Genomic DNA, 22,436 nt, shown 5'->3' on the forward strand with positions numbered 1-22,436 from the left:
CGGATTCCCTCTTAGGGTTTACGGCAGTCACGGCGCTTGCGGAAGGGTCTCGCCGGGGGGATTCGCGCCCGCTCCTTGACTCCGCGCGCGAACGGTTCCTAGAGTGGAACCAATAGGATACGGGGCCGCGCCCCGCAAGGGGCCCCCCGATGACCGACTTTTTCGACCTGGCGCGCGGCGCGCTGCACGCTCAGCCGTTCAGCATGCTGCTCGGCACCGAGCTCGTGCAGATCGGCGAGCATGAAGTGACCTTGCGCCTGGCGATTCGCGACGAACTGCGGCAGCAGCACGGCTTCGTTCATGGCGGTGTCATCAGCTACCTTGCCGATAACGCGTTGACATTCGCCGGTGCGATCGCGCTCGGGCCCCGTGTCGTGACGGGCGAGTACAAGATCAACTATCTGCGTCCAGCCGTGCGCGGGGCACTGCTTGCTCGCGCGGAGCTCGTCTACGCGGGGCGCGGGCACGCCACATGCCAGTGCCGCATCTATCTGCTCGATGGCGACAAGGAAACCCTCGTTGCGCTGGCCCAAGGTACGATCAACCGCGTGGGAGACGGCCCGAACGCCGCGCCGGCGAGCGGTCAGATCGAACAGGCATGACGCTCGAATCGAAAAGCACACTTCGGATCGAAGCAGCGAGCGTCGCCTACGCGTTCATCGACGGCGACGCGGCCTTGCCTTACCTCGTCTTCCTGCATGAAGGTCTGGGCTGCACCGCCATGTGGGGCGACTTCCCCGAGCGGCTTTGCCGGGCAACCGGTTGCCCAGGGCTCGTCTACGATCGGGCCGGCTATGGACGGTCGTCGCCGCTGCCGGCCGGGACGCGATGGGATACCGGCTATCTGCATCGCTCGGCCCAGCGCGAACTGCCGCAAGTGATGGCGCGCCTCGTGCCGCCAGCGGCGCCCTATGTTCTCGTCGGTCATTCCGATGGAGGCAGCATCGCGCTCATTCACGGAGCCGAACGCAACCCGAGGTTGCGCGGCATCGTGACGATCGCGGCGCATGTGTTCGTCGAGGCAGTGACGCTCGCGGGCATACGCGATGCGCTCGCCGCGTGGCGCGCCGGCAAGCTGGCTGGACTCGCGCGATATCACGGCGAGAAGACGGCCGATGTCTTTCGCCTCTGGTCCGACGCATGGCTCGATCCGAGCTTCGCGTCATGGAACATCGAGGCGCTGTTGCCGCGCATCGATGTGCCGCTGCTGGTCATGCAGGGCCAGGACGACCAGTACGGCACCGCGCGGCAAGTGCATTCGATCGCGCGGCATAGCGCGGGGCCGGCGCAAGAGGCACTGCTGCCCGCCTGCGGACACTCGCCGCACAAAGAGTGCCCCGAGGCCGTCCTGGCGGCGAGCGCGGAGTTTATTCGCTCGCTCGCAACGCGAATGCCTCTGGATCGCACGGCTGTCTGACGCTAGAATGGCGGCCCCTCGAACATTCGTGCCGGCGTATTCGCGCCCGGTGCATGTCGATCCGCGATCCGATCCATGGCAAAACTTCTGAACGACACCGAATTCCAGCGCTTCACCGAACTTCAGCACAAACAGGCGAGCTTCACGATCACGAGCGAAGAGGCCGACGAACTGCGGCTCATCGTCGAACGCGCGCAACAAAAACGCGACGATCGCGCCGCCGCCATGCGGGCCATCGAAGCCCACATCGAGCAATTCGAGATCACACCGGAAGAGCTTTTCTCGCCCGAGCAGATCGGCGAAGCCGCGCGGACGTACGGGCTGATTGCCTCGTCGGCCAAGAAGGAGCGCGTCTTGCCGCCGACACTGACGTTCAACGGCAAGCCCTATCAATGGACGCGCACGTTGCCCGACGAGATTCGCTTGCCGCTCTTCGATGCGTTCAAGGCCGGCGAATCGATCAAGCGTTTCCTCGCCACCCCGAAGGACACGACGCGAAACGCGACAACGATCGCTCGCCTCGAGCGCGAAACGGGTAACGTCTATGCCGAGGCATGGCTGGAGGAACTTTCGATCTCGCGCGGGCAAGTCGACGAAGCGGCCACGAAGCTCGCCGCCTAAGGCACGATCGGCGGCCGCCGCCCGAGCGCTCGGCGGGCGCGCCGGTTACAGCACCGCGAGCCGCACCGTGTCGCGGCCCGCACGCTTGGCCTCGTAAAGCATCCGATCGGCATGCCGATAAAGATCGTGGGGCAGATGGCGATTCTCGCTGCGGGCACCCCGCCATACGAAGCCGAAGCTCGCCGTCAGCACCGCATCGCGCTTCGTGGGATGCGGCAACGCGAGCGCACGCACCGCCAGGCGTAGACGATCGATCGCAGCCAGCGCGTCGCTCGGCGATTCGGCGTTCAGCAGAATGCAGAACTCGTCGCCGCCAAGGCGGATCAAGCTGTCGCCGGCGTGCCGCAACTGGGCGCGCACGGCATGCGCGATCTGCTTCAGCGCATCGTCGCCGGCGCTGTGACCATACGTGTCGTTGTAAGCCTTGAAGCCGTCGATATCGAACAGGCAAAACGCAAGCGCGCCATCGACATGCCGCGACGACGCCCGCGCTCCGAACGTCTCCTCGATATGCCGGCGATTGAACGCGCCGGTCAGCTCATCCGTGACAGCAAGGCGCGACAGTCTTGCCACTTCCGATTCCAGTTGGCGGATTCTCGCTTGCAAGCGTCCCTGTTGCGCCTCGTCGCCTTCAACGATCCCTTCTTTCCAGAGCCGCAGGAGAAACTCGCCTTCGGCAGCGAGACTCCGCCCGATGCGGCGGGCCCATGCCGCGCACAACGTCAGCCACGTCTGTCCGTGCGTCGGTCGAGCCCCCTTCCAGGAGAGATCACTCATCGATTGCCAGCTCATTTCGGTACCTCGGAATTCACGATGCAGCGGCACGCGCAGGGCCGGTTCAGGCCTCGACGACCGATCGTCGAGCAGCGCGGCGAGCTCAATTGAGTTCAACGAGGCGATTATGCCAAGGCATGTCCGGAGCAACTGCAAACAAGTGTCAGGCTCACGGTGGGCGACGCAGACGAGGCGCGTCCCCCGGGCCCGTCAGGAGGCTCGCGCCGGCTCGCCGGCTGGCGCGGGCCCGGCTTGGTCGGCTTGCTCGGCCAAGCGGGGCAGCGAAATCACGAATTCGGTTCCCTTGCCCTCCTCGCTGTGGACGGCCACTTCCCCGCCGTGCCGCACGATGACGGTCTTGACGAACGCCATGCCGAGCCCGGCACCGCCTACTTCGGGACGCTGCCCCGCATGGAAGCGGCGGAAGCGTTCGAACAAGCGGCCCTGCTTGTCGAGCGGAATCCCGTAACCCTGGTCGCGAATCGAGCAGGTCACATGGGCGCCGCCCAGCGACGCTTGCGACGATTCGATCGAACAGGTGATTTGCGTGCCGTTCGGGCTGTACTTGATGCCGTTTTGCAGGATGTTCACGAGCGAGCGCGTCAGCAGCGACCGCTCGGCGAAGATCCAGCATGCTTCCCTGTCTTCGTAGACGGCATCGAGGCGTATGCCCTTGGCATGTGCCTGCGGCCACACTTGATCGCTCGCGTCCAGCACGAGATCGGCGAGATTCACGGGCTCGAACTCATAGGCCTGCGATTCGGCGCGTGCAAGCTGGACGAAATCGTCCGCAAGCGTCAGCGCGCTCCTGGCATAGCGTGCGATGCGGTCCATGACATTGCGCGCGGGCTCGGACTCGATGCGTGCGCGCTCGATCTCGACGAGCGCGAGGATCGATGCGTGCGGCGAGCGCATGTCATGCGATAGCAGTTGCAAGGCGTCCTCGCGCTGCCGTTCGGCTTCGTGCAGCGCCGTGATGTCGACCAAGCCGGCGATCCACCCGGCGGCTTCGCCGAACGCATTGCGGCACTCCGAATAACGCAGCAAGTAATCGCGCTCGTCGCGGCCGCGCACTTCGATGCCGGTCGTCATCATGCGCGCGTGCTCGGGCCGCGCCGGGTTCATGACGGCCGGCCAGTCCCTTCGGGCAATCCGCTCGTTTTCCACGTCCGCGTCGATCGTCTTCACGAACGAACAGTCGGCCAGCACGGCGTGCAATGGCCGCCCTTCCGGGCTCGGCGCCGCGAGCCGCGCGCAATACGCTCTTGCCGCGCGGTTCGCGATCAACACGACGCCGTTCAGATCGGCAACGAGTATCGGCTCGGGCCCGCTGTCGAGACTGTCCCAGACGAAACGCTTCATGTCTCTCGCGCGTTGCGCCGCCTGAGCCATCAGCGACATCTGCTGTTCGAGTACGTCCCCCATGAATTCGCTCGGCCGCTTCGCCGCTTCGGGCAGGAGATAGGGCTCGGCCGCGAGCTGCCGCAGTTCCTTGCGCAGGTAGGCCATCGTCATTTCCAGACGGCGCCAGCTCCACAGCGGATAGACGACGATCAGTCCGAGGATCGCCGGGACGGGCGATACCCAAAGCCGCAGCCCATGCATCAGTACCGCGTCGCCCGCGAGCGCGAGCACGGCGAGCGCAATGGCGAGCGCCAGCGAGTACATCGGCGACAGCACGAGAAATCCAACGAGCAGCACCGCCAGCGGCAGGAGCGATGCGGCGAGCAACTCCGATGACGATGCGGGTCTGATGGCGCTGCCGCGCAGCAACATCTCGAGCACGCTCGCATGCGCATAGACGCCGGGCGTGACGCCAAACCGACCCGACATCGGCGTGGCGAAGTGATCGTAGAGGCCGGATGCCGTCGAGCCGACGAGCACGATGCGGCCCCGCAGCAACTCGGGCGGCACGGTCCCCGCCAGCACCTGCGCAACCGAGACCTTCCGGAAGGACTCGTCGGGAACGAAAGGAACCAACACACGCTGCTCTGCGCCCGGCCCGCCGGACTCGGCGAGCGGCACGGACTCGCGCGCCGGACGGCCGTTACCGTCAACCATGCCGGCAAGCCGTATCGCGCCTCGTTCGACGGCGCGCCGGACCGGAACGGTCAGCTGCGGCCAACGCGTGCGCGCGTCGCCCTCGTATAGCGCGACGCTGCGCACGACGCCGTCGCTGTCCACCTCGAAGTTGATATGGCCGAGCCCCGCGGCGGCGCCAGCCAATGCGGCAACGGGCAGCACCGCTTCGCGATGGCCCTCGGCGTCGGCCGGCGCAAGCAGAATCGGCAGATAAGTTTTACTGGCGGCGATCGCCCGGGCAAGCGCTGGATCGTCGGCGCCGGGCTCCGTGAATAGTACGTCGTAGACGATCGCGGCCGCGCCGCTCCGTGCGAGCGCATCGATCAGGCGAGCATGCACGCTGCGCGGCCACGGCCACCGGCCCAGCGCTTCGATGCTGTCATCGTCGATCTCGACGACGACGATATCGTTCGATACCGTCTTTGCGGACATCGCAAGAAAATCGTCGTAGACGAAGTGGTCCAGGCTCGCCGTCAGGCGCCAGCTCGAGCTCAGCGCGACGAACGCAATGGCGAGACAGCCCGTCGCGATCCATTCGAGCAAAAACCGCCGCCCTATCGATCGGCCGAGCCGCGAACGAATGATCCGGGCGAGCAGTGTCATTGCGACGGCCACGCACGCGCGATGGGGCGATTGTGTTCGTATCGGCGCAGGTGGCCGGGCACCTGCCGGTTGTCGTCGTCTCGCCTCATGGTTTCTCGTTTTCGATGCGATCGAGACGATAACCGAAACCGTGCATCGGCGCCAGACGGGCGCCATGGCGGGCGTGCACGTCAAGCTTCGCGCGAACCATTTTCACAGGAGCCCCAATACTTATCGTTTACTATTCTCGCTGCCGCGAAAACGCAGGTTCGCGCGGAAAGCACCCAATCGGGGAATCGGTTCAACCCCCTTTTCTTCGGCACAACGTTTCCATCGGTCAAACCATGCGAATCGCCATCCTTGACGATGACCCAAGTCAGTTGGAGTTTGCCACTCAATCGCTAAGCCCGGCAGGGCATACCTGTCACACGTTCAGCGAGGGCGCCGCGCTCATCCGCGAGCTGCGGCGCGAAAGCTTCGATCTGATCGTGCTCGACTGGAACGTCACCGACATGCAGGGCGACGAGGTGCTCGCCTGGGTGCGCAAACACTGCAACGAGACGCTGCCCGTGCTCTTCATGACCAGCCGGTCGCGTGAATCCGACATCGTCTCCGCGCTCAATGCCGGCGCCGACGACTACATCGTGAAGCCGGTCGCGGCCCCGGTGCTGCTCGCACGTGTGTCCACGCTCCTGCGCAGAAGCTATCGCCGCGACCAAAGCATCGCGTCGCAGGAATTCGGCGACTACCTGTTCGATCTGCGCGAGAGCATCGTCTATCGTCAAACGGTGCCCGTCACGCTGTCGCAAAAGGAATTCCAGGTCGCGCTGCTGCTCTTCCGCAATCTCGGGCGCCCGCTCTCGCGCAGCCACATCGTCGAGACGGTCTGGAAGCAAACGTCCGACATCCCGTCGCGTACGCTCGATACGCACGTCTCGTCGATCCGCATCAAGCTCGACCTGCGTCCGCAGAGCGGGTACTGCATCTACCCGGTCTACGGTTACGGGTATCGGCTCGAAAAGCTCGAAGCGGGCGAGGCCTGAGCCGGTGCCGCGGCGGCAGCGCCCTGCGGCACGCGCGCCGGCGGCCACCGCTCTCATGGCCGCCGCAACTCACCACGACCAACGCACGCCGGCGTTCCCGCCAATCGTCCGCACGTGCTCCCCGTCGAGGTTCGCGCCCCAGTTGACGGCAGCGTAGGCACTGCCGTGCTTCGAGAAGCGCGTGACCAGGCCCGCGTCGATCCGGCCCGTCGTCTGGTTGACCGGCGTTCCGATCGACGTAACGCTGTCATAGGTCTGGCGATCGCCGTTGGCAAACGCGTGCAGCACATTGAACGCCACAAAAGGCTGCCAGGCGGCACCCAGCGCGTCCCATGTCCCGGAAAACCGGACGCCGAACCTCGCCAGCACCGAATTCCCGCTGCCGAACGACACATTGGCCGCACCGTCGTTGAGATCCCGGATCGACAGGTGCTGGTAGACCAACTGGAGCTGCGGCTCCATCGTCAATCCATGTCCGATCGACAGCGGCAGACCGCCTTCGACCGAAGCCGTGACGGCAGTACCGTGCGTGCTGGCATGGACGTTCCCGCTCGACGTCGCATCCGCCGTGAGCGCGCTGCCCGAAACGACGGTATCCGTGTACCAGCCGCTGGGCCCGATATGCGTCCAATAACCGGCGAGGCTATATGCGTTGACGGAAAGATGCCCGACGTCGGCACCCTGGACGCCCACTGCCGAACCACTCACGCCGCCCGTCGCGCGGGCCATGCCGAGATAGAAGCCGTAGTGGTTCCGGTGCCCCCCCTCCGCCCCGTCCGCATACACGTCGTGGCCGACCTGCAGCCCGCCCATCGAACCGTCGAATTGCGGGCTCACGTCGCCGCCCTCCGACAGCACGCTATGCGCACCCCAGACACGGCCCCATGCCGCGGGCACCGCGCCCTTCTCGCCGAGCAGCGACTGATCGCCCTGCCGCTGATGGAACTCGTCGATTTGCATCCAGTCGAGCTGACGCATGACGCTCGGAATCTGCGCGTACAGCGCGACCTCGGGCCGGTACAGCGTGACCGGAGTGGCGCCGGCGGCCGGCAGCACGGGCGTGCCGGGGGCTGCGACGATATTGGCCGATGACGCGACGTTCGCGGCCGGCACCGTATTGCGGAGGTACCAGTCCTGCGAGGTCCCCGCGGTCACGCCGCCCTTCACGAGGTAGTACTCGTACGCACCGGCCTTGACCACGCCGCCGGCCAACGCGAACGCACCGGCATCGGTGGTTGCGCCGTTGGCCGCCGCGACGACCTGGATGCCGTTAGATACGATCGGCGCACCCTGGCCGCCCACGTTCGTCACCCTCAGCGTCGTCGAACCCGTCGCCGTGCCGCCGTTGACGACGAGCTTGTCCGATGCCGCGTTGTCCCCGGCGAGTACGGTATTGAGCGCAATCGTGCCGTTTTGTCCAACATAGCTGTTGACGTTCAGCGTGTTGCCGGCCTGAGCGCCGCCGCCGAGTTGAACCAATCCCGCGTTCGTCAATTGACCGTTGATCGTAAAACTGCCCTGCGTGCCGGCTGCGACGGACGATTGCGCATGGCCCACCGCGATCGCGCCGCCTCGCGCAACTTCTGCGTTGGCGCTCGTCGCGGCCCCCGACAACGCATTCGCCACCGCGATCGTCCCATTGTTCGTGACGTTGCCGTTGACCGAGCCATAACCGCCGAGCGTGGCACCCGATGCGACGCTCGCCGGCCCGGCCACCGACGCACCGGTGTGCGACGCATCGCCGACGACGAGCGTGCCGGCCACCACCGACGTCGCACCCGCATAGGTGTTGACGCCATCGAGCACGAGCGTACCCGTGCCGGTCTTGGTCAAGGCGCCGGCACCCGTAATGCCTTGCGCGATGGTCGACTGGAATGCCTGCGTATCGATCGTGCCGCCATTCGACGTGATCGTCACCGCACGCGTGCTGCTCTGATCGAAGCTGCTGCCCAACTGCAGCGTGCCGCCGTCGAACGTCATGCCGCCCGACGCACCGCCGAGCGCGCTATCGGCCGACACCGACAGCGTGCCCGCCTTCAGCAGCGTACCGCCCGTGTAGGTGTTGCCCCCGGCTGCGGAAGGCGCCAGCGTCAGCGTACCCGCCCCGTCTTTTTCGACGACACCCGTACCGCCGATCGTTCCGTTATAAACGCCGTCGACACCTTGCTCGAACTGCACGAGGCCGTTGTCGGTCACCGTCGGGGGCAGGCTCTGTGCGCTCGCCCGCAGCACGGCGGGCTGATCGACCGTCACGCTCCCCGTGAACTGCGAACCGTCGCCATTGAGCACGAGCGTGCCTTGCTGAACCTCGGCGGCGATCGAGCCGATCACTGCGCCGTTGACCGTCAGCGTTCCCGAGCCCGTTTTGTCGAGCGCGCCCGTTCCGTTGATGGTTTGATCGATCGTCGATTGGAAGCCCTGCGTATCGATCGTGCCGCCGTTCGAGGTGACCGAGATCGCTCGCGTATTGGCCAGATCGAAGCTGCTGCCCAACTGCAGCGTACCGCCGTCGAACGTCACACCGCCCGGGGTTCCGCCGAGCGCGCTGTCGGCCGAGACCGAGAGCACGCCCTGCTTGAGCACCGTCCCGCCCGTGTAGGTATTGCCGCCGGCTGCGGACGGAGCGAGCGTCAGCGTGCCAACGCCGTCTTTCTCGACGGCACCCGAGCCACTCACGAGGCCCGTATACGTGCCCGCCGTATCTTGCTGGAATTGGACGAGACCGTTGTCCGTCACGGCCAACGGCAAGCTTTGCGCACTGGCCCGCAGCGTGCCGGCCGCGTCGACTTGCATCGCGCCCGTATAGCTCGTGTTCGTGCCCGTCAGCACCAGCGTGCCTTGCTGAACCTCGGCCGATGTCACGCCCATGCCGCCGATCGAATTCGTGATCGTCCAGGTGCCGCTGTCCTTTTTCTGCAGCGTCTGGAAGCCGGTGATCGTCGCCGGCAACGTGTCGCTGCCGGTGCCATTGAGCGTCAGCAGGTTGCTGCCGCCGCCGCCATTGATCGTGCCCGATACGCTCGAGCCGGAGAACAGGTTCAATGTGTCGTTGCCGCCTGCGAAAACCAGGTTGCCGATCACCTTGCCGAGATTGGTGAACACCACGGCGCCGTTGCCGGACGCTCCCATCACGTTGTTGGGTGCCTGGATGACGCCGGTCGCGTTATTGATGACCGTGTTCGTACCCGAGGTGTTCTGAAACCAGATAGCCGCGGAATTGATGCCCCGGATCGTCCCGTTGTTGACGATCGTATTGCCGGTGCCTTCCGGATTGACGGCCTCGGCAGTCGTTTGGGTGCCGTTGGACAATACGGTCGCGCCCTGTTGGACGGTCAGCGTGTTGTTATTGCGCAGATCGATCGTATTGCCGCCCGTGCCGTACGTGCCGGTGGTATTCGTCGAGGCATTCTGCACCAGCGCGCCGGACTGCACGACGATATTCGAGTTGTCCGACAGCGCGATCGCGCTGGTGTTGCCCACGACGATCTGCGCGTTCGGCCCCACGGTCACCTGAGCGCCGGACGCGGTTGTCGGCCCCGTTCCGATCGTCGTCGTCCAAGGCGACGGCGCCGAGGTGTCGCACGTCGTCGTCGCGCCCGAAGTCGTGCAGTTCGCGTGAGCCAGTGCCGGAATCAGCGCGACGTAGCCGAGAACGGCAAGCGTCGTCGCCTTAGGGCGCAGGCGCGATGCGTCATTGGAGATTGGAGACCGAATTGCACGCGATTTCGTATGATCAATCGTTGCGTGCCGATATAAATCTGAATTCCGCATATGCCCGTCCTCTCATCGTTTGTATTTGACGCTCGGCACTATAGCGGAACCGTTTTTAAAGAATTGCAAAGGATCGTAAAGCCTTTACCTGGTCGGTTATTTCGGCTTTTTGGCGGCGCTTGAATTGCGCCGAATCAGGTGCGAACCGATTGCCGCGGAGGCGATTGCCGGCGGCTGACGAACCGGATGCCTACTGAAGCGGGAGTCGGACGGCGATCACCGAGGGATCGTCCGAGGCGTGCATCTCGAAGCCGTTCGCTCTCGCAAGCGCCAGCATCGGCGCGTTTTCGCGCAGGATTTCTCCCGTCACGAAGCGCGTGCCGCGAGTGCGCGCATAGTCGATGATCCGGGCGAGCAGTAATGTTCCGAGCCCTTTGCCCTTAATATCCGAGCGGACGGCCACGGCAAATTCGGCGCATTCGTTATCGGGATCGGCGACAATACGCGCCACGCCAAACGTTTGCGCGACTCCATTTAGATCGATTTCCACCGCGATGAGGGCCATTTCGCGGTCATAGTCGATTTGCGTCATACGCGCGAGTTGCGAGTGATCGAAGCCGCGCACGGCGCCGAAGAATCGCAGCCGCAAATCGTCGGGCGACATCGCGGCAATCAATGCACGATGTGCCGCTTCATCCTCGGGACGGATCGGGCGGATCGTCAAACGCTTGCCCTGCCAGTCCAGCGTCTCTTCCAGATGGCGTGGGTAGGGCACGATTGCAAGACGTCCGCGCGAGCTCGCAATCCGCAATCGCGGGGCGACAAGCACGACGCGGTCCGGCATGACACGCAGCACCGCACTCATACCCGCGATCTGCTCGACCGCGCACACCATCTCCGAGAGCGCGGTAAGCGCCTGCAAAAGCGGCTCGACGGGCACACGATCCGCGTACGGCGAGCGCGCGACGATCTCGCGTGCAAGAACGGGGTTGAGCGGCGGCAGACCATAGGTGCAAAACGGCGCAGGCACACCATTCGCCGGAGGCGCCGTAAAGCGAAACACGGGGCCGAAATCGGCATCGTCGTCGAGTTCGACCGTCACGTCGACGATCGCTTCGTCTTCGAACCGTTCGTCGAAGCTGGAGGTCCCGCCCTCGCCCGTGCCTTCCTTCGCATCGCCACCCTGTGCCAATCGTGCCGTCGTTGCGGTCGCTTCGGATTCCGGCCGGCTCGCGACATGCGCCGCTACACGCAGGCCGAAGCACGCGACGAGATGCGCCGCCTCGTCGCCGTCGAGCGTCATCGTGCCCGCCGCCACGGCGTCTCGCACGCGCGCCTGGATCGCCGCAAGCGCTACCGGCACGTGCGCCGGCAAGCCCTGCGGAGTCTGCATCAGCAACTCGCGGGCGAGCCGGTAATCGACGAGTCTTGCAAACGCGCGTGCGAGGCGATGCGGCGTCGAATGCACGGCGATGCCATGCGCGCGCAACGCATCGCGCGCAGGCGCATCGAGCCCCCCGAAAAAGCAGGCGAGCATGCCGCGATGGGCAAAGCGCTGGCGCTCGATGAGCACGCGCGCGACCGCCTCGGCCGGTGCGCGATGTGTCGAGGCGTGCACGATAAACGCCGCACCCGTATCGTCGTGCGGCGCAAGCGCATCGAGCGCGCGGCCGAAATCCGCGGCATGCGCATCGTCGCCCAGCAGCACCGGGTTGCTCGGCGTCACATGCGGCAAGGCCGACGCGAGCGCCTGCTTCGCGCCGTCGGACCATCGCGCGAGCTGAGCGCCGGCCGAAGCGAATGCATCGGATGCGAGCGCGGCCACCCCGCGGTCCGCCGCGATCAGTGTTGCGGTCGAACTTGCCGCAATGCGCCCGAGTCCGAGGGTTTCGATTTCGTCGAGCAGATCGTCGAGTGTTTCGACGCGCACCATCCCCGCACGGCGAAACGCCGCGGCATAAAGTGCATCGTCGGAATCGGCGCAGCCTGTGCGCAGCACGAGCACTGGCTTGCCGCGGGCCGCGGCGCGCGCGGCCGACATGAACTTGCGCGCGGCCCGCACGGTCGAAAGCTCCAGCAGGATGGCGCGCGTCGCACCGTCGCTGGCCAGGTAGTCGAGCACATCGCCCGCATCGACATCGGCCTCGCCGCCGAGCGCGATCGCATGCGAAAAGCCCAGACCTCGAGCATCGGCCCAGCCAAGCACCGCATTCGTCAGCGCGTTCGATTGCGACACCCAGGCCACGCCGCCCGGCTTGACGATGCACGATGCGGCATCCAGTTGCGCCCCCAGCGCGGGCGTGATGACGCCAAGACTGCCCGGCCCTACGATGCGCAGCAAGTGCGGGCGGGCGGCGACGAGCACATCGTCGACGGCGGCCGATGCTTCGATACTGCGTGCGTCGCCGATCACGATCGCCGCGCGCGCCCCCATGCTGCCGAGCTTGTGCACGATGTCCGGCCATACCGCGCTCGGGGTGCAGAGCAATGCCACGCTTGGCGCTTCAGGGAGATCGGCCACATCGCCGAAAACGGGGTGGCCGTCGAGCTCGTCGTATTTCGGATTGACGGGCCACACGGGGCCGGCGAAACCGCCGGCCAGCAGGCGCTGCCAGACGATGGCGCCGAGGCTGCCCGGCCGAGAGGACGCGCCGATCACCGCGACCGATCGGGGCTTGAAAAGCGCATCGAGATTGCGGATGGTCATGAGCGATCCCTCGTTCGGGAAAAGGCACGGGACCTGCGTTGAGGCTGAAGCATCGCGGACCGAGCTTCACCGCAGCTCGGGTTGCGTCAGTTTACGACTTTCCGGGTGCGACGCTTCGCGTTAGGGTATGTTGCCGCATCCCGGGCACTCGATGTATTGGCGGTCAATCGTGCTCGGGAGAATCGCGGTCACCTCGAGGGCCATGCCAGCAGCTTGATACCTGCCGCGCCGAATGCGACGGCAAGGCACCCTTCCAATACGCGGCGCGTTCGTATGTAGAGCCGGCGCGCCGAATCCATGGAAAAGAGCAATGCATAACCGCTGAACACGAGCGATCCGATGACGGCGCACCCGGGGATGACCGCGTCATGAGCCGACCCGGAGCGGCTGGACGAAAGCGCGACGATCGAAACCCACACAAGGACCGCCTTGGGATTCGTCAAATGCAGTAATGCCCCTCGGATGTATAAGCCTCTCGGAGTATCCGGCCGCCCCGTTTGCCGCAGCGTCGCGGCAGCGGGTACGAGCGCGCTGCGTCCCGATTTGAAAGCCAACCAGAGAAGGTACAGCCCGCCAAAGAGTTTGACCGCGACGATGAATTGCGAATAGGCGACCAACGCCGCCGAGATGCCGAGTTTCGCGACCGTCGCCCAGAACATCGATCCGGAAACGACGCCGAACGCGAACGCCAGCGCCGCCTTTCTTCCTTGGCTGGCCGCGATGGACATGATCGCCAGGTTGCTCGGTCCCGGGCTGGCGGTGCCGATGAAATAGGCGGTATAGGCGAGCAACAGGTCTGCGGAAAGCAATGAGTTCGCGGACATGTCAGGCCTTTTTCTCGGCCTCGGCCAACATCGCCTCGCTAATTGCGGTCTCGCCGCGCGCCTTCAGTGCGACAGCTGCCCCGCGAATATCGCGCGCCTCCTTGTTCTGACCGAGCTTGGTCTTGCCGATCAATCGCGTGATGTCGATTTCCAAGCCGACGATCGATTTGAGCATCGTATCGATATAGTCCTTCGGCGCATCCGACATCTTCCACGGCTCCGGCAGAGACGCCTCGTGCGTTCGGGTCAGTCTGGCCACCACGCCGCGTACGTATCGCTCGTCGTCGTGGACGCGGATCCGGCCGTGTGCGTGGACGACGATGTAATTCCAGGTCGGCACCTGTTTGTGGAGCTCGTGCTTGCTTGGGTACCAGTTGGGCGAAATGTAGGCGTCCGCGGCGCGGAAGACCACGAGCACCTCGTCGCCGTCCGCGATGTCCTGCCATACAGGATTGGCTCGCGCGACATGGGCGTGCAAAACGCCGTGTTCGCCTTCGCCGGCCGCCAGCTCGAACGGAATATGATTGGCGTCCAATCCGCTCTTGCCGTGCGTAATCAGCGTGCCAAACGGATGTTGCACGATGCAGGCGTGCAGGTTTTCGATCCGGGATTCGTTGAAAGCGGCTGGTATGTACATATCGGGTCCCGTAGCGGAGTAAGTGTGCCTGCTCGCCCATTGCGTCTCGACAAAACCGAGTTTGCCTGAAAATGGACTCGTCCTGCAGGTCCAATCGTGAACGTTTTTACCAGGCCAGAGTCGTGTCGAACGTGTTGCTAGACCCGGAGGCATCGTTGTCCAACGACGTAAGCGGCGCAGCAGGCTACGCCGAGAATGCGCAGGTTCTCTTCGAGCAATGGCGGGGCGTCTCGTTCGCCGATCGCCATGAACCCGTCTTGCATTTGATCCCAGCGCGTCCGTCGTCCGTTCTCGATGTGGGAGCCGGCATCGGAACCGACGCGGCTGCACTTGCCGCATTGGGACATCATTCGCGTGCCGGTTACGCCAGCATCTGGCACGCTGCCTGCTAAGTTGACACAATGGGTGCACGACCCGTGCGCTCCCGGCGATGACCGCGCAATCGCGCGTTCGTTCTTCGAGCCTTCGCCGTGCTCCGTCCACGGCCTTATGGAGCAATGCGCGCCATGCCAAGCGATTTGAATTCCATCGGCTCCGGTCATCCGGGGCGCGAAGCGGGCGCGCAGGGCGCTCTTCCGACTCGGGCTGCCAAGCGGCCAGCGCCCCCTTGCACAATTGTGATCTTCGGTGCGGGCGGCGACCTGACCCGGCGCCTGCTGATACCGGCCTTGTACCATCTTGCGCACGAAGCATTGCTCGACGACAGTCTGCGGATCATCGGCGTCAGTCACGGCGAGCGCGAAACAGCCACCTGGCGCGACGCGTTACTCGAGTCGCTGCAGCAGGCGATTGCGGACAAATCCAGCGAAGCGCATACGGACAAGCTGGACCGCAAGCCATGGGACTGGCTCGCGCAACGCATGCAATACCAAGCGGGCGAATTCGAAGACGATGCCACCTATGCGCAACTCAAACAACAAATCGATCAGGCCCAGCATGGCAATGTGATCTTCTATCTGGCCGTCGGTGCGCAGTTCTTCGAGCCCATCGTCGAGCGGCTCGGCAAGGCATGCTTGCTGGAACAGAACGGAGGCTTTCGCCGTCTGATCGTCGAAAAGCCGTTCGGCAGCGATCTCGCATCGGCGCGTGAATTGAACGCCCACATCCTGCGGTTCGCACAGGAATCCCAGGTGTACCGAATCGACCATTTTCTCGGTAAGGATACCGTGCAGAGCATCCTCGCCGTTCGCTTCGCGAACGCGATGTTCGAGCCGATCTGGCGGCGCGAATACATCGATAGCGTGCAGATTACAGCGGCCGAAACGCTCGGCGTTGAAGGGCGCGGACAATTTTACGAACGCACCGGCGCGCTGCGCGACATGGTGCCGAATCACCTGTTCCAACTGCTCGCCGTAGTCGCACTCGAACCACCCAATTCGTTCGATGCGGAAGCGGTACGCGACAAGAAAGCCGAGTTGTTCGAGGCGATCGAGCCGCTCATGCCCGACGATGTCGTGCTCGGTCAATACGAAGCGGGACCTTCTGGAACAGCGTACCGCGACGAGCCGAACGTGGCGCCCGACAGCGCAACGGAAACCTACGTCGCGGCCCGCCTGCGAATCGACAACTGGCGCTGGGCCGGCGTACCGTTTTATCTGCGCACCGGAAAGCGGCTCGCGACGCGCCGCACCGAAATCGCAGTGCAATTGAAGCGCGTCCCATTCCTGCTGTTTCGCGATACCCCGGTGGAAACACTCACGCCCAACGTGCTGACGCTGCGCATCGACCCCTCGCACGGAACGAGCTTCGATTTCAACGTCAAGGTACCGGGACCGACGATGCTCATTGGCGCGGCGCGCTCGTCATTCGACTATGGCGATTTTTTCCCGCAGCGCCCGAACGTCGGGTATGAAACGTTGCTCTATGACTGCATGCTCGGCGACGCGACGCTCTTCCAGCGCGCGGACAGCATCGAGGCGAGTTGGGCTGCCGTCGATCGCATACTCCATCCGCAGCGCGGTACGGTACCCGTGCACGGCTACGCCGCCGGCAGCGCCGGTCCTGCCGAAGCCGACGCGCTCCTTGCCCCGGACGGCCGCGCGTGGCGGCCGCTGGACGAATAATATTGCGCGGTGCATCGGGAATAAATCGACGTAATGATCCGTTGTTCCCGGAGCACACGGCTGCCCATTGCGGGCTGCCGGATCGCGTTCACTCGAGAGACGGAGGCGGGGATGAAAGGTAACGTTAAGGCGATCCGGCACATGCTCGGAGCCGGTTTGTGCGTGCTGATGTTGCACGGAGTGACGACCTATGCTGCCGAGGCGTTCGAGTTGACCTCGCCCGGCGTGTCCGACGGCGGCACGCTCGCCTCGATTCACGCGGGAAGCCAAAACGATTGCGGTGGCCGCAACGTGTCGCCGGCATTGCAATGGCGCAATGCGCCCACCGGTACCCGCAGCTTCGCAATCACGATTTTCGATCCGGACGGGGCAAAGGGCCTCGGCGTCGTGCACTGGGTGATGTACCGCATTCCCGCTTCGACGACCTCGCTCACAGCGGGCGGCGAACCGCCAACGGGCGCGCTCATGGGACTGAACGTCAGTGGGCAGGCAGCATATCGCGGACCGTGCCCGCCCGCCGGGGAAATTGCACATCACTATGTCGTGCAGATTTACGCGCTCGACCTCGCGCCCGATTCGCTGCCGGCCGGATTGACACGCGATGCGCTGCATGCGGCGATCAAGAATCATGTGCTGGCAAATACGAGCATCGTGATGCGTTTCGGGCGCTAGAGCGATCGGGGACGAGGCTTCGGCATGAGCGAATTGGACCTCCACACGATTTATCGCGATTACATCGATTGCCTGAATAGGCGGGATTGGGCGTCGCTCGGCCAGTTCGTCGGCGACGACGTCAGTCACAACGGTCGACCGATCGGTTTATCGGGCTATCGCGAGATGTTGGAAAAAGACGTTCGGGATATACCGGACCTACGTTTTCAGATCGACCTGCTGGTGGTCGAGCCGCCTTTTGTTGCAAGCCGTCTGCGCTTCAATTGCTCGCCCAGATCCACGTTCCTCGGATTGGACGTCGGAGGCAGACGGGTCGTCTTCGCCGAGAATGTCTTCTACGCGTTTCGCGGCGGCAGAATCGCGAACGTATGGTCCGTAATCGATAAGACTGCGATCGAAGCTCAACTGTGAACCCGGCCGCCGGGCCGCCGTTTTCGAGCAGGAACTGGTTTCACCGATGCCCGGCCGCCGGCACGGAAGCGGCGTTCGAACCGCCAGCGCGAGCCGCACGCAGCAATTTCAATTGCGTCGTGAGCCATGCCTCGCTCGTCTGTGCCGGCGTATCGCCGCACTGAACCAGATATGGCTTTCCGCTGATGCTGCTTTTCGTGGCGGCCAGTTCAATGAACTGTTCCGTGCTGCTCAGCGTAGTGCGCGCTTCGAGGTAGTGCAGCTTGGCGAGCATATGCGCCTTCGCTTTCTCCCCGGAATACCAACTGCCATTGCGATTGAACTTGCAATCCGATGTCTCGAGGCGTCCCAGCAAGGAAGCAATCTCCGCCTGCACGATGGGCGGACTCTCGCCGGCTCTCACGGTCATCGCCATGCCGAGAGCCAACAACACCGTCAGCCCAACGCGAATATGCCGCAGCACGACGCGTGCTCCTCGAAATCGGCTGGCGATCGCGCGCGCTACGACCGATCGCGGTTACGTGTGCGAGTCGCCGCCGTAATGACACCGATGCCCAGCATAATGACCGCGACGATGATCACCGTGTGTTGCGACACGTGCATCGCGATCAGCGCCCAGGAAACGCCGCCGATCAAGATCAGCCATCCGACTAGATATATGAGCAGGGTCATCGAATTCGCTCTCTCGTTTTGCAATGCCCAAGTTTAACGGATCGTACAGCGATGGCCGCATCGATGAAACGATTGAAATCTTCGCGCGCCGCCCGTTACTGCCGGTTACACAAGCGACAGCCCGGTATCACCCGACCTGTCCGCAATAAGTACCATGTAAGCAGGTGAACTACCGTCTGCGAGCCAACTGGCTGCAGGCGAAGCGAAAGGAAAATGAAACGAATTCTGTTGTCTGCTGCGCTCGGGGTTGCAGGTGTATGCGCATCGGCCGGTGCGTTCGCGCACACCGATGTCGGCGTATATTTCGGCGTACCGGGGCCGGTGTACGAAGCGCCCCCACCCGTCTATTACGCGCCCCCGCCGCCGGTGGTCTACGAACAGCCCGCGCCCGTCTACTACGGTCCATATTATGGCGATGGCTATCGCCGGGAATGGCACGACAACGGCCGGCACCGGGGCTGGCGTCATCACCACCGCGACGACGACGATTGACCTTCAGACGATGCGGCCTTCACGGCCGCATTTCATTTCGCGGCCCATGTCGCCGCCATCTGCATCGAAACGAATCAAATCGCCTTACGAAACGGCGCACCCGACTGTTCACGCAATTCGTTGAACACGATCTTCGGCCAGGCCTTTTGCGCCACCTCGATCTCGGAGACATGCGAGGCAAGATAAGTCGGCGCGTTCGAAGCATCGAGCGCCATGCGCGCAGCGTACGCATCGGTGAACCGCCGCAACTCGCCCGCATCGTCGCATGTCACCCAACGTGACATCCGATAACGCGCCGGGAAAATGCGCACATCGACCTTGTATTCCGCCGAGAGGCGATGCGAGACCACTTCGAACTGCAGTTGCCCCACCGCCCCGAGAATCGTCGAGCCGCCGTGCGCGGGACGAAACACCTGAATCGCCCCTTCTTCGCCAAGCTGCTTGAGCGCTTCGCCAAGCTGCTTCGCACGCATCGGATCGACCACCTCGATGGTCTGAAAGATCTCGGGCGCAAAGAACGGCAAACCGACGAACTGCAGTTGCTCGCCCTCGGTCAACGTATCTCCGAGGCTCAGCGTGCCATGGTTAGGAATCCCGATGATGTCGCCGGGATAAGCCTCGCTGACCGTCTCGCGCCGCTGAGAAAGAAACGTCACGACGTTATTGGCCCGGAACGTCTTGCCCGAGCGCGTCACCTTCAACGCCATGCCGCGCTCGAAGCGCCCCGAGCACACGCGAATGAAGGCCACCCGATCGCGATGCGCCAGGTCCATATTCGCCTGGACTTTGAAAACGACACCGGTGAATTTCGGCTCGTCCGGCTGCACGGCCCGCTGCACCGCCATACGCATCGAAGGCGGCGGCGCGAGATCCACCAGCGCGTCGAGAATTTCCTTGACGCCGAAATTGTTGATGGCCGAGCCGAACAGCACCGGCGATTGGTCGCCCGCTAAAAACGCCTCGCGATCGAAAGCCGGCGTTGCCGCGCCGATCAGATCGATCTCTTCCTTCGCACGCTTCCAGGCGAAACCAAAGCGCGCTTCGCCCTGCTCCTCGCTGACGGCATGCAGCGTCTCCACCGCACCGCCCGCCGTATCCTGCCCCGCGCGAAACACACGGACCTGATCGCGTTGAATATCGTAGACGCCCTGGAAGTCCTTACCCATGCCGATCGGCCAGGTGAACGGCACCGCGGCCACACCAAGGTGCCGCTCGATTTCATCGAGCAGATCGAGCGGCTCGCGTACCTCGCGATCGAGCTTGTTGATGAACGTGACGATCGGGGTACGGCGCGCGCGGCAGACTTCGAGCAGCTTGAGCGTCTGTGCCTCGACGCCGTTCGCGCCGTCGATCACCATCACCGCGGCATCGACGGCCGTCAGCACCCGATAAGTATCTTCCGAGAAATCCTCGTGGCCCGGCGTGTCGAGCAGATTGATGACGGCGTCGCCATACTCGAACTGCATGACCGAACTCGCCACGGAAATGCCGCGCTGCTTTTCGATCTCCATCCAGTCCGAGGTCGCATAACGGCTGCTCTTGCGGCCCTTGACGGTACCCGCGATCTGAATCGCGCCCGAAAACAACAGGAGCTTTTCGGTCAGCGTGGTCTTCCCCGCATCGGGGTGGGAGATAACCGCGAACGTGCGGCGGCGCTTGAGTTCGGCGACAGACATCGTGAATGGGCAAAAAAGGGCCAGCTCGCGAGTTCGAGCGGCGCGGGGGCGATGATACACGTGTCGCGCCGAGCGCGAGCGAACCGGTGCGCGGCGCATGGACGGAAAAGCCCGCCCGGGTATGCCGGGCGGGCGCGCCGATCGATCGGCGGTGGCCGTTGAAGCCAACTAGAAACTCTGGAGTGCTAACTAAATAAAGCGGTCGCTGGCGCGGGCACGGCACTGCGCGGAGAACCGGCGCGCCGCGATTCGCTTCCATCGATTTTAAAGAACGCCACCGATTCGTTGAGTTGCTGCCCCTGGTGCTCGAGCGATTTCGACGCGGCCGCGGCTTCTTCGACGAGCGCGGCGTTTTGTTGCGTCACCTCGTCCATCTGCGTTATCGCCACATTGACCTGTTCGATGCCGCGGCTCTGTTCGTTCGATGCCGCCGCAATCTCACCCATGATGTCGGTCACGCGCGCAACTGCCTGCGTAACCTCGGCCATCGTTTCGCCGGCCTGGCTGGCGTAGACCGCGCCGTCCTTCACACGCTGCACCGATTCGCCGATGAGATCCTTGATCTCCTTGGCCGCGCTCGACGAGCGTTGCGCAAGCGAACGCACTTCGCTCGCCACCACAGCGAAGCCGCGACCTTGCTCGCCCGCACGTGCCGCTTCCACCGCCGCGTTGAGCGCAAGGATATTGGTCTGGAACGCGATTCCCTCGATGAGGCCGGTGATGTCGGCGATCTTCGTCGAGCTGCTGCTGATCTCGTTCATCGTATTGACCACCTGGCTCACGACGCCGCTGCCTTTTTCCGCGACTTCCGAGGCGTTGGCCGCAAGCGCGCTCGCTTGCTGCGCGTTATCGGCATTCTGGCGCACCGTCGAAGTCAGCTCTTCCATGCTCGCCGCCGTCTCCTGCAACGACGCAGCCTGCTGTTCCGTGCGCGAGGACAGATCCTGGTTGCCGGACGCGATCTGGCTCGAACCGGTGGCAATGCTGTCGGCGGCGGTACGGACCTGCCCGATCAGCTTCACAAGGCTCGCCTGCATTTCCCCCATCGACGCGAGCACGCTGCCCGCGGGCGCGGAGGGCGCGCCCGCGACCGGGCTCAAATCGCCTTCGGCCACGCGGCGGGTGATGCCCGACAGCGCTCCCGGCTCTGCACCGAGCGAACGCGTGAGGCTACGCGTGATCAGGAAAGCCGCGAGCACCGCTGCCGCGAAGGATACGGCACAGATGACGAACATCATGACGCGCTGAGCGAGATACTGCTCGTGTGCCGCGTCCGCCATCCGATGGCCGCGTTCACGCGTATAAGCCGTGTAGGCATTCGTCGCCTTGATCAACTGGGCAAGCAACGGACGGCACTGCGTATTCATCATCTCGACGGCTTCGGGGCGGCGTCCCGCGAGCGCGGCATCGGTAATGGCGCGTGCAACGGGGCCGTACTGCGTCTCGATGCGCACCATTTCGCCGACCAAGGCTTTCGCTTCCGGCGTCGCACTGGCAGAGGTCTCGATCGCTTCCTTGAGCTTGCCGATGCGCTGCGTCACATCGTTGTCCGCTCTTGCGACCTCGGCCTTTTCGATCTCGATGTCTTCGGGCTTCGTGACGAGGACCAGGTTGCGCGCCGCAATCGCGCGCCGATCCACGGCCGTACGCACCTCCGCGGCCAGGGTCGCGCGCGCATTGATTCCATTGACATAGGAAGAAAAGCGTTCGTCGATGGTGCCGAGCGCATTCAACGCAAAACCCGATACCAGCAGCACCATCACGGCAAGCACGCCAAACGCAGTAGTCAATTTGGCGCGCACCGTCATGTTTTTGAAATCCATTTTCCTGCTCCCGATATATCGTCTTTAGCGACACCGGCATCTTCGCGGTTTGCGCGACTAGAGCCAGTCTCAGGTGCTTTATCGGTGGAGCAGCGCAGCAACTTGACCTGCGCGGAGCACGCAAACGTTTGCCGTAGGGTTTTGGCGCATCGGGACCTTCCAGCTCGGAAACGCCCCGAGCGGGAAAGCGCCGAATAATCATATGGTCTGGACAGACGCCGCGTCGAAA

19 protein-coding genes are annotated in these 22,436 nt (G+C 64.1%); 9 read left to right on the forward strand and 10 right to left on the reverse strand.

What is annotated here, in order from left to right; all coding sequences use genetic code 11:
* Window positions 1–149 precede the first annotated feature (149 nt).
* The 3 genes from ACO1XS_RS10845 to ACO1XS_RS10855 all read left to right on the forward strand — a co-directional run bounded on the left by ACO1XS_RS10845 (window position 150) and on the right by ACO1XS_RS10855 (window position 2,038).
* Window positions 150–602 carry a PaaI family thioesterase gene (locus tag ACO1XS_RS10845; protein ID WP_331574104.1) on the forward strand — a complete coding sequence of 151 codons (453 nt, stop codon included), beginning with the start codon at window positions 150–152 and terminating at the stop codon, window positions 600–602.
* Window positions 599–1,417, forward strand: coding sequence for an alpha/beta fold hydrolase (locus ACO1XS_RS10850; RefSeq protein ID WP_486390664.1), 819 nt, complete (start codon window positions 599–601; stop codon window positions 1,415–1,417). Before ACO1XS_RS10845 ends, ACO1XS_RS10850 begins: the two co-directional genes overlap by 4 nt.
* A 75-nt stretch (window positions 1,418–1,492) precedes the next feature.
* On the forward strand, window positions 1,493–2,038 hold the full coding sequence (locus ACO1XS_RS10855; protein WP_331574108.1) for a hypothetical protein: 546 nt from the start codon (window positions 1,493–1,495) through the stop codon (window positions 2,036–2,038).
* A gap of 45 nt (window positions 2,039–2,083) precedes the next feature.
* Here ACO1XS_RS10855 and ACO1XS_RS10860 read toward each other — a convergent pair whose 3' ends face one another.
* Together ACO1XS_RS10860 and ACO1XS_RS10865 are read right to left on the reverse strand one after the other, a co-directional pair.
* Window positions 2,084–2,815: a GGDEF domain-containing protein gene (locus ACO1XS_RS10860; protein WP_331574110.1), complete on the reverse strand. Its 732-nt coding sequence runs from the start codon at window positions 2,813–2,815 to the stop codon at window positions 2,084–2,086.
* A 207-nt stretch (window positions 2,816–3,022) separates the two neighbouring features.
* Entirely contained in the window at window positions 3,023–5,509 is a 2,487-nt protein-coding gene (locus tag ACO1XS_RS10865) for a CHASE2 domain-containing protein (protein WP_486390665.1), read from the reverse strand.
* A 311-nt stretch (window positions 5,510–5,820) separates the two neighbouring features.
* Between ACO1XS_RS10865 and ACO1XS_RS10870 the strand changes: the two genes are divergently transcribed.
* Window positions 5,821–6,519, forward strand: a complete 699-nt coding sequence (locus ACO1XS_RS10870) for a response regulator transcription factor (RefSeq protein WP_331574114.1) — start codon at window positions 5,821–5,823, stop codon at window positions 6,517–6,519.
* Between the two features lie 69 nt (window positions 6,520–6,588).
* On the opposite strand, the gene ACO1XS_RS10875 is transcribed toward ACO1XS_RS10870, so the two are convergent.
* The 4 genes from ACO1XS_RS10875 to ACO1XS_RS10890 form a co-directional block, all read right to left on the reverse strand.
* Window positions 6,589–10,290: an autotransporter outer membrane beta-barrel domain-containing protein gene (locus tag ACO1XS_RS10875; RefSeq protein WP_486390666.1), complete on the reverse strand. Its 3,702-nt coding sequence runs from the start codon at window positions 10,288–10,290 to the stop codon at window positions 6,589–6,591.
* Window positions 10,291–10,480: 190 nt separating this feature from the next.
* The gene (locus tag ACO1XS_RS10880; protein WP_486390667.1) at window positions 10,481–12,937 is read right to left on the reverse strand and encodes a bifunctional acetate--CoA ligase family protein/GNAT family N-acetyltransferase; all 2,457 of its coding nucleotides are present in this window, start codon (window positions 12,935–12,937) and stop codon (window positions 10,481–10,483) included.
* Between the two features lie 188 nt (window positions 12,938–13,125).
* The gene (locus ACO1XS_RS10885; protein WP_486390668.1) at window positions 13,126–13,761 is read right to left on the reverse strand and encodes a LysE family translocator; all 636 of its coding nucleotides are present in this window, start codon (window positions 13,759–13,761) and stop codon (window positions 13,126–13,128) included.
* Between the two features lies 1 nt (window position 13,762).
* Window positions 13,763–14,398 carry an FMN-binding negative transcriptional regulator gene (locus tag ACO1XS_RS10890; RefSeq protein WP_486390669.1) on the reverse strand — a complete coding sequence of 212 codons (636 nt, stop codon included), beginning with the start codon at window positions 14,396–14,398 and terminating at the stop codon, window positions 13,763–13,765.
* 155 nt (window positions 14,399–14,553) lie between these two features.
* On the opposite strand from ACO1XS_RS10890, the gene ACO1XS_RS10895 reads away from it, so the two are divergent.
* The 4 genes from ACO1XS_RS10895 to ACO1XS_RS10910 all read left to right on the forward strand — a co-directional run bounded on the left by ACO1XS_RS10895 (window position 14,554) and on the right by ACO1XS_RS10910 (window position 17,544).
* The gene (locus ACO1XS_RS10895) at window positions 14,554–14,790 is read left to right on the forward strand and encodes a hypothetical protein (RefSeq protein ID WP_486390670.1); all 237 of its coding nucleotides are present in this window, start codon (window positions 14,554–14,556) and stop codon (window positions 14,788–14,790) included.
* A 114-nt stretch (window positions 14,791–14,904) separates the two neighbouring features.
* Window positions 14,905–16,461 (forward strand): glucose-6-phosphate dehydrogenase, encoded by a 1,557-nt coding sequence (gene zwf / locus ACO1XS_RS10900; RefSeq protein WP_486390671.1) that lies wholly within the window; start codon window positions 14,905–14,907, stop codon window positions 16,459–16,461.
* A gap of 111 nt (window positions 16,462–16,572) precedes the next feature.
* On the forward strand, window positions 16,573–17,133 hold the full coding sequence (locus ACO1XS_RS10905; protein ID WP_486390672.1) for a YbhB/YbcL family Raf kinase inhibitor-like protein: 561 nt from the start codon (window positions 16,573–16,575) through the stop codon (window positions 17,131–17,133).
* Window positions 17,134–17,157: 24 nt separating this feature from the next.
* Window positions 17,158–17,544: an ester cyclase gene (locus ACO1XS_RS10910; protein WP_486390673.1), complete on the forward strand. Its 387-nt coding sequence runs from the start codon at window positions 17,158–17,160 to the stop codon at window positions 17,542–17,544.
* A 40-nt stretch (window positions 17,545–17,584) separates the two neighbouring features.
* On the opposite strand, the gene ACO1XS_RS10915 is transcribed toward ACO1XS_RS10910, so the two are convergent.
* Together ACO1XS_RS10915 and ACO1XS_RS10920 are read right to left on the reverse strand one after the other, a co-directional pair.
* Window positions 17,585–18,007, reverse strand: a complete 423-nt coding sequence (locus tag ACO1XS_RS10915; RefSeq protein ID WP_486390674.1) for a YfeK family protein — start codon at window positions 18,005–18,007, stop codon at window positions 17,585–17,587.
* 38 nt (window positions 18,008–18,045) lie between these two features.
* Window positions 18,046–18,216 (reverse strand): hypothetical protein, encoded by a 171-nt coding sequence (locus tag ACO1XS_RS10920; protein ID WP_331570251.1) that lies wholly within the window; start codon window positions 18,214–18,216, stop codon window positions 18,046–18,048.
* A 213-nt stretch (window positions 18,217–18,429) separates the two neighbouring features.
* On the opposite strand from ACO1XS_RS10920, the gene ACO1XS_RS10925 reads away from it, so the two are divergent.
* Entirely contained in the window at window positions 18,430–18,708 is a 279-nt protein-coding gene (locus ACO1XS_RS10925; protein ID WP_486390675.1) for a hypothetical protein, read from the forward strand.
* Window positions 18,709–18,782: 74 nt separating this feature from the next.
* Here ACO1XS_RS10925 and ACO1XS_RS10930 read toward each other — a convergent pair whose 3' ends face one another.
* Window positions 18,783–20,384, reverse strand: a complete 1,602-nt coding sequence (locus ACO1XS_RS10930; protein WP_331570248.1) for a peptide chain release factor 3 — start codon at window positions 20,382–20,384, stop codon at window positions 18,783–18,785.
* A 185-nt stretch (window positions 20,385–20,569) separates the two neighbouring features.
* Complete coding sequence (locus ACO1XS_RS10935) at window positions 20,570–22,207, reverse strand: methyl-accepting chemotaxis protein (RefSeq protein WP_486390676.1); 1,638 nt, start codon at window positions 22,205–22,207, stop codon at window positions 20,570–20,572.
* Window positions 22,208–22,436 lie beyond the last annotated feature (229 nt).

Source organism: Trinickia sp. (genome assembly GCF_057351765.1).

Excerpts from the sequence above, each read along its gene's own strand:
- ACO1XS_RS10930 (WP_331570248.1), bottom strand. The coding sequence starts at position 20,384 with ATGTCTGTCGCCGAACTCAAGCGCCGCCGCACGTTCGCGGTTATCTCC.
- ACO1XS_RS10845 (WP_331574104.1), top strand. The coding sequence starts at position 150 with ATGACCGACTTTTTCGACCTGGCGCGCGGCGCGCTGCACGCTCAGCCG.
- zwf (WP_486390671.1), top strand. The coding sequence starts at position 14,905 with ATGCCAAGCGATTTGAATTCCATCGGCTCCGGTCATCCGGGGCGCGAA.
- ACO1XS_RS10875 (WP_486390666.1), bottom strand. The coding sequence starts at position 10,290 with ATGCGGAATTCAGATTTATATCGGCACGCAACGATTGATCATACGAAA.
- ACO1XS_RS10920 (WP_331570251.1), bottom strand. The coding sequence starts at position 18,216 with ATGACCCTGCTCATATATCTAGTCGGATGGCTGATCTTGATCGGCGGC.
- ACO1XS_RS10935 (WP_486390676.1), bottom strand. The coding sequence starts at position 22,207 with ATGGATTTCAAAAACATGACGGTGCGCGCCAAATTGACTACTGCGTTT.
- ACO1XS_RS10885 (WP_486390668.1), bottom strand. The coding sequence starts at position 13,761 with ATGTCCGCGAACTCATTGCTTTCCGCAGACCTGTTGCTCGCCTATACC.
- ACO1XS_RS10890 (WP_486390669.1), bottom strand. The coding sequence starts at position 14,398 with ATGTACATACCAGCCGCTTTCAACGAATCCCGGATCGAAAACCTGCAC.
- ACO1XS_RS10850 (WP_486390664.1), top strand. The coding sequence starts at position 599 with ATGACGCTCGAATCGAAAAGCACACTTCGGATCGAAGCAGCGAGCGTC.
- ACO1XS_RS10905 (WP_486390672.1), top strand. The coding sequence starts at position 16,573 with ATGAAAGGTAACGTTAAGGCGATCCGGCACATGCTCGGAGCCGGTTTG.
- ACO1XS_RS10880 (WP_486390667.1), bottom strand. The coding sequence starts at position 12,937 with ATGACCATCCGCAATCTCGATGCGCTTTTCAAGCCCCGATCGGTCGCG.
- ACO1XS_RS10855 (WP_331574108.1), top strand. The coding sequence starts at position 1,493 with ATGGCAAAACTTCTGAACGACACCGAATTCCAGCGCTTCACCGAACTT.
- ACO1XS_RS10870 (WP_331574114.1), top strand. The coding sequence starts at position 5,821 with ATGCGAATCGCCATCCTTGACGATGACCCAAGTCAGTTGGAGTTTGCC.
- ACO1XS_RS10910 (WP_486390673.1), top strand. The coding sequence starts at position 17,158 with ATGAGCGAATTGGACCTCCACACGATTTATCGCGATTACATCGATTGC.
- ACO1XS_RS10925 (WP_486390675.1), top strand. The coding sequence starts at position 18,430 with ATGAAACGAATTCTGTTGTCTGCTGCGCTCGGGGTTGCAGGTGTATGC.
- ACO1XS_RS10860 (WP_331574110.1), bottom strand. The coding sequence starts at position 2,815 with ATGAGTGATCTCTCCTGGAAGGGGGCTCGACCGACGCACGGACAGACG.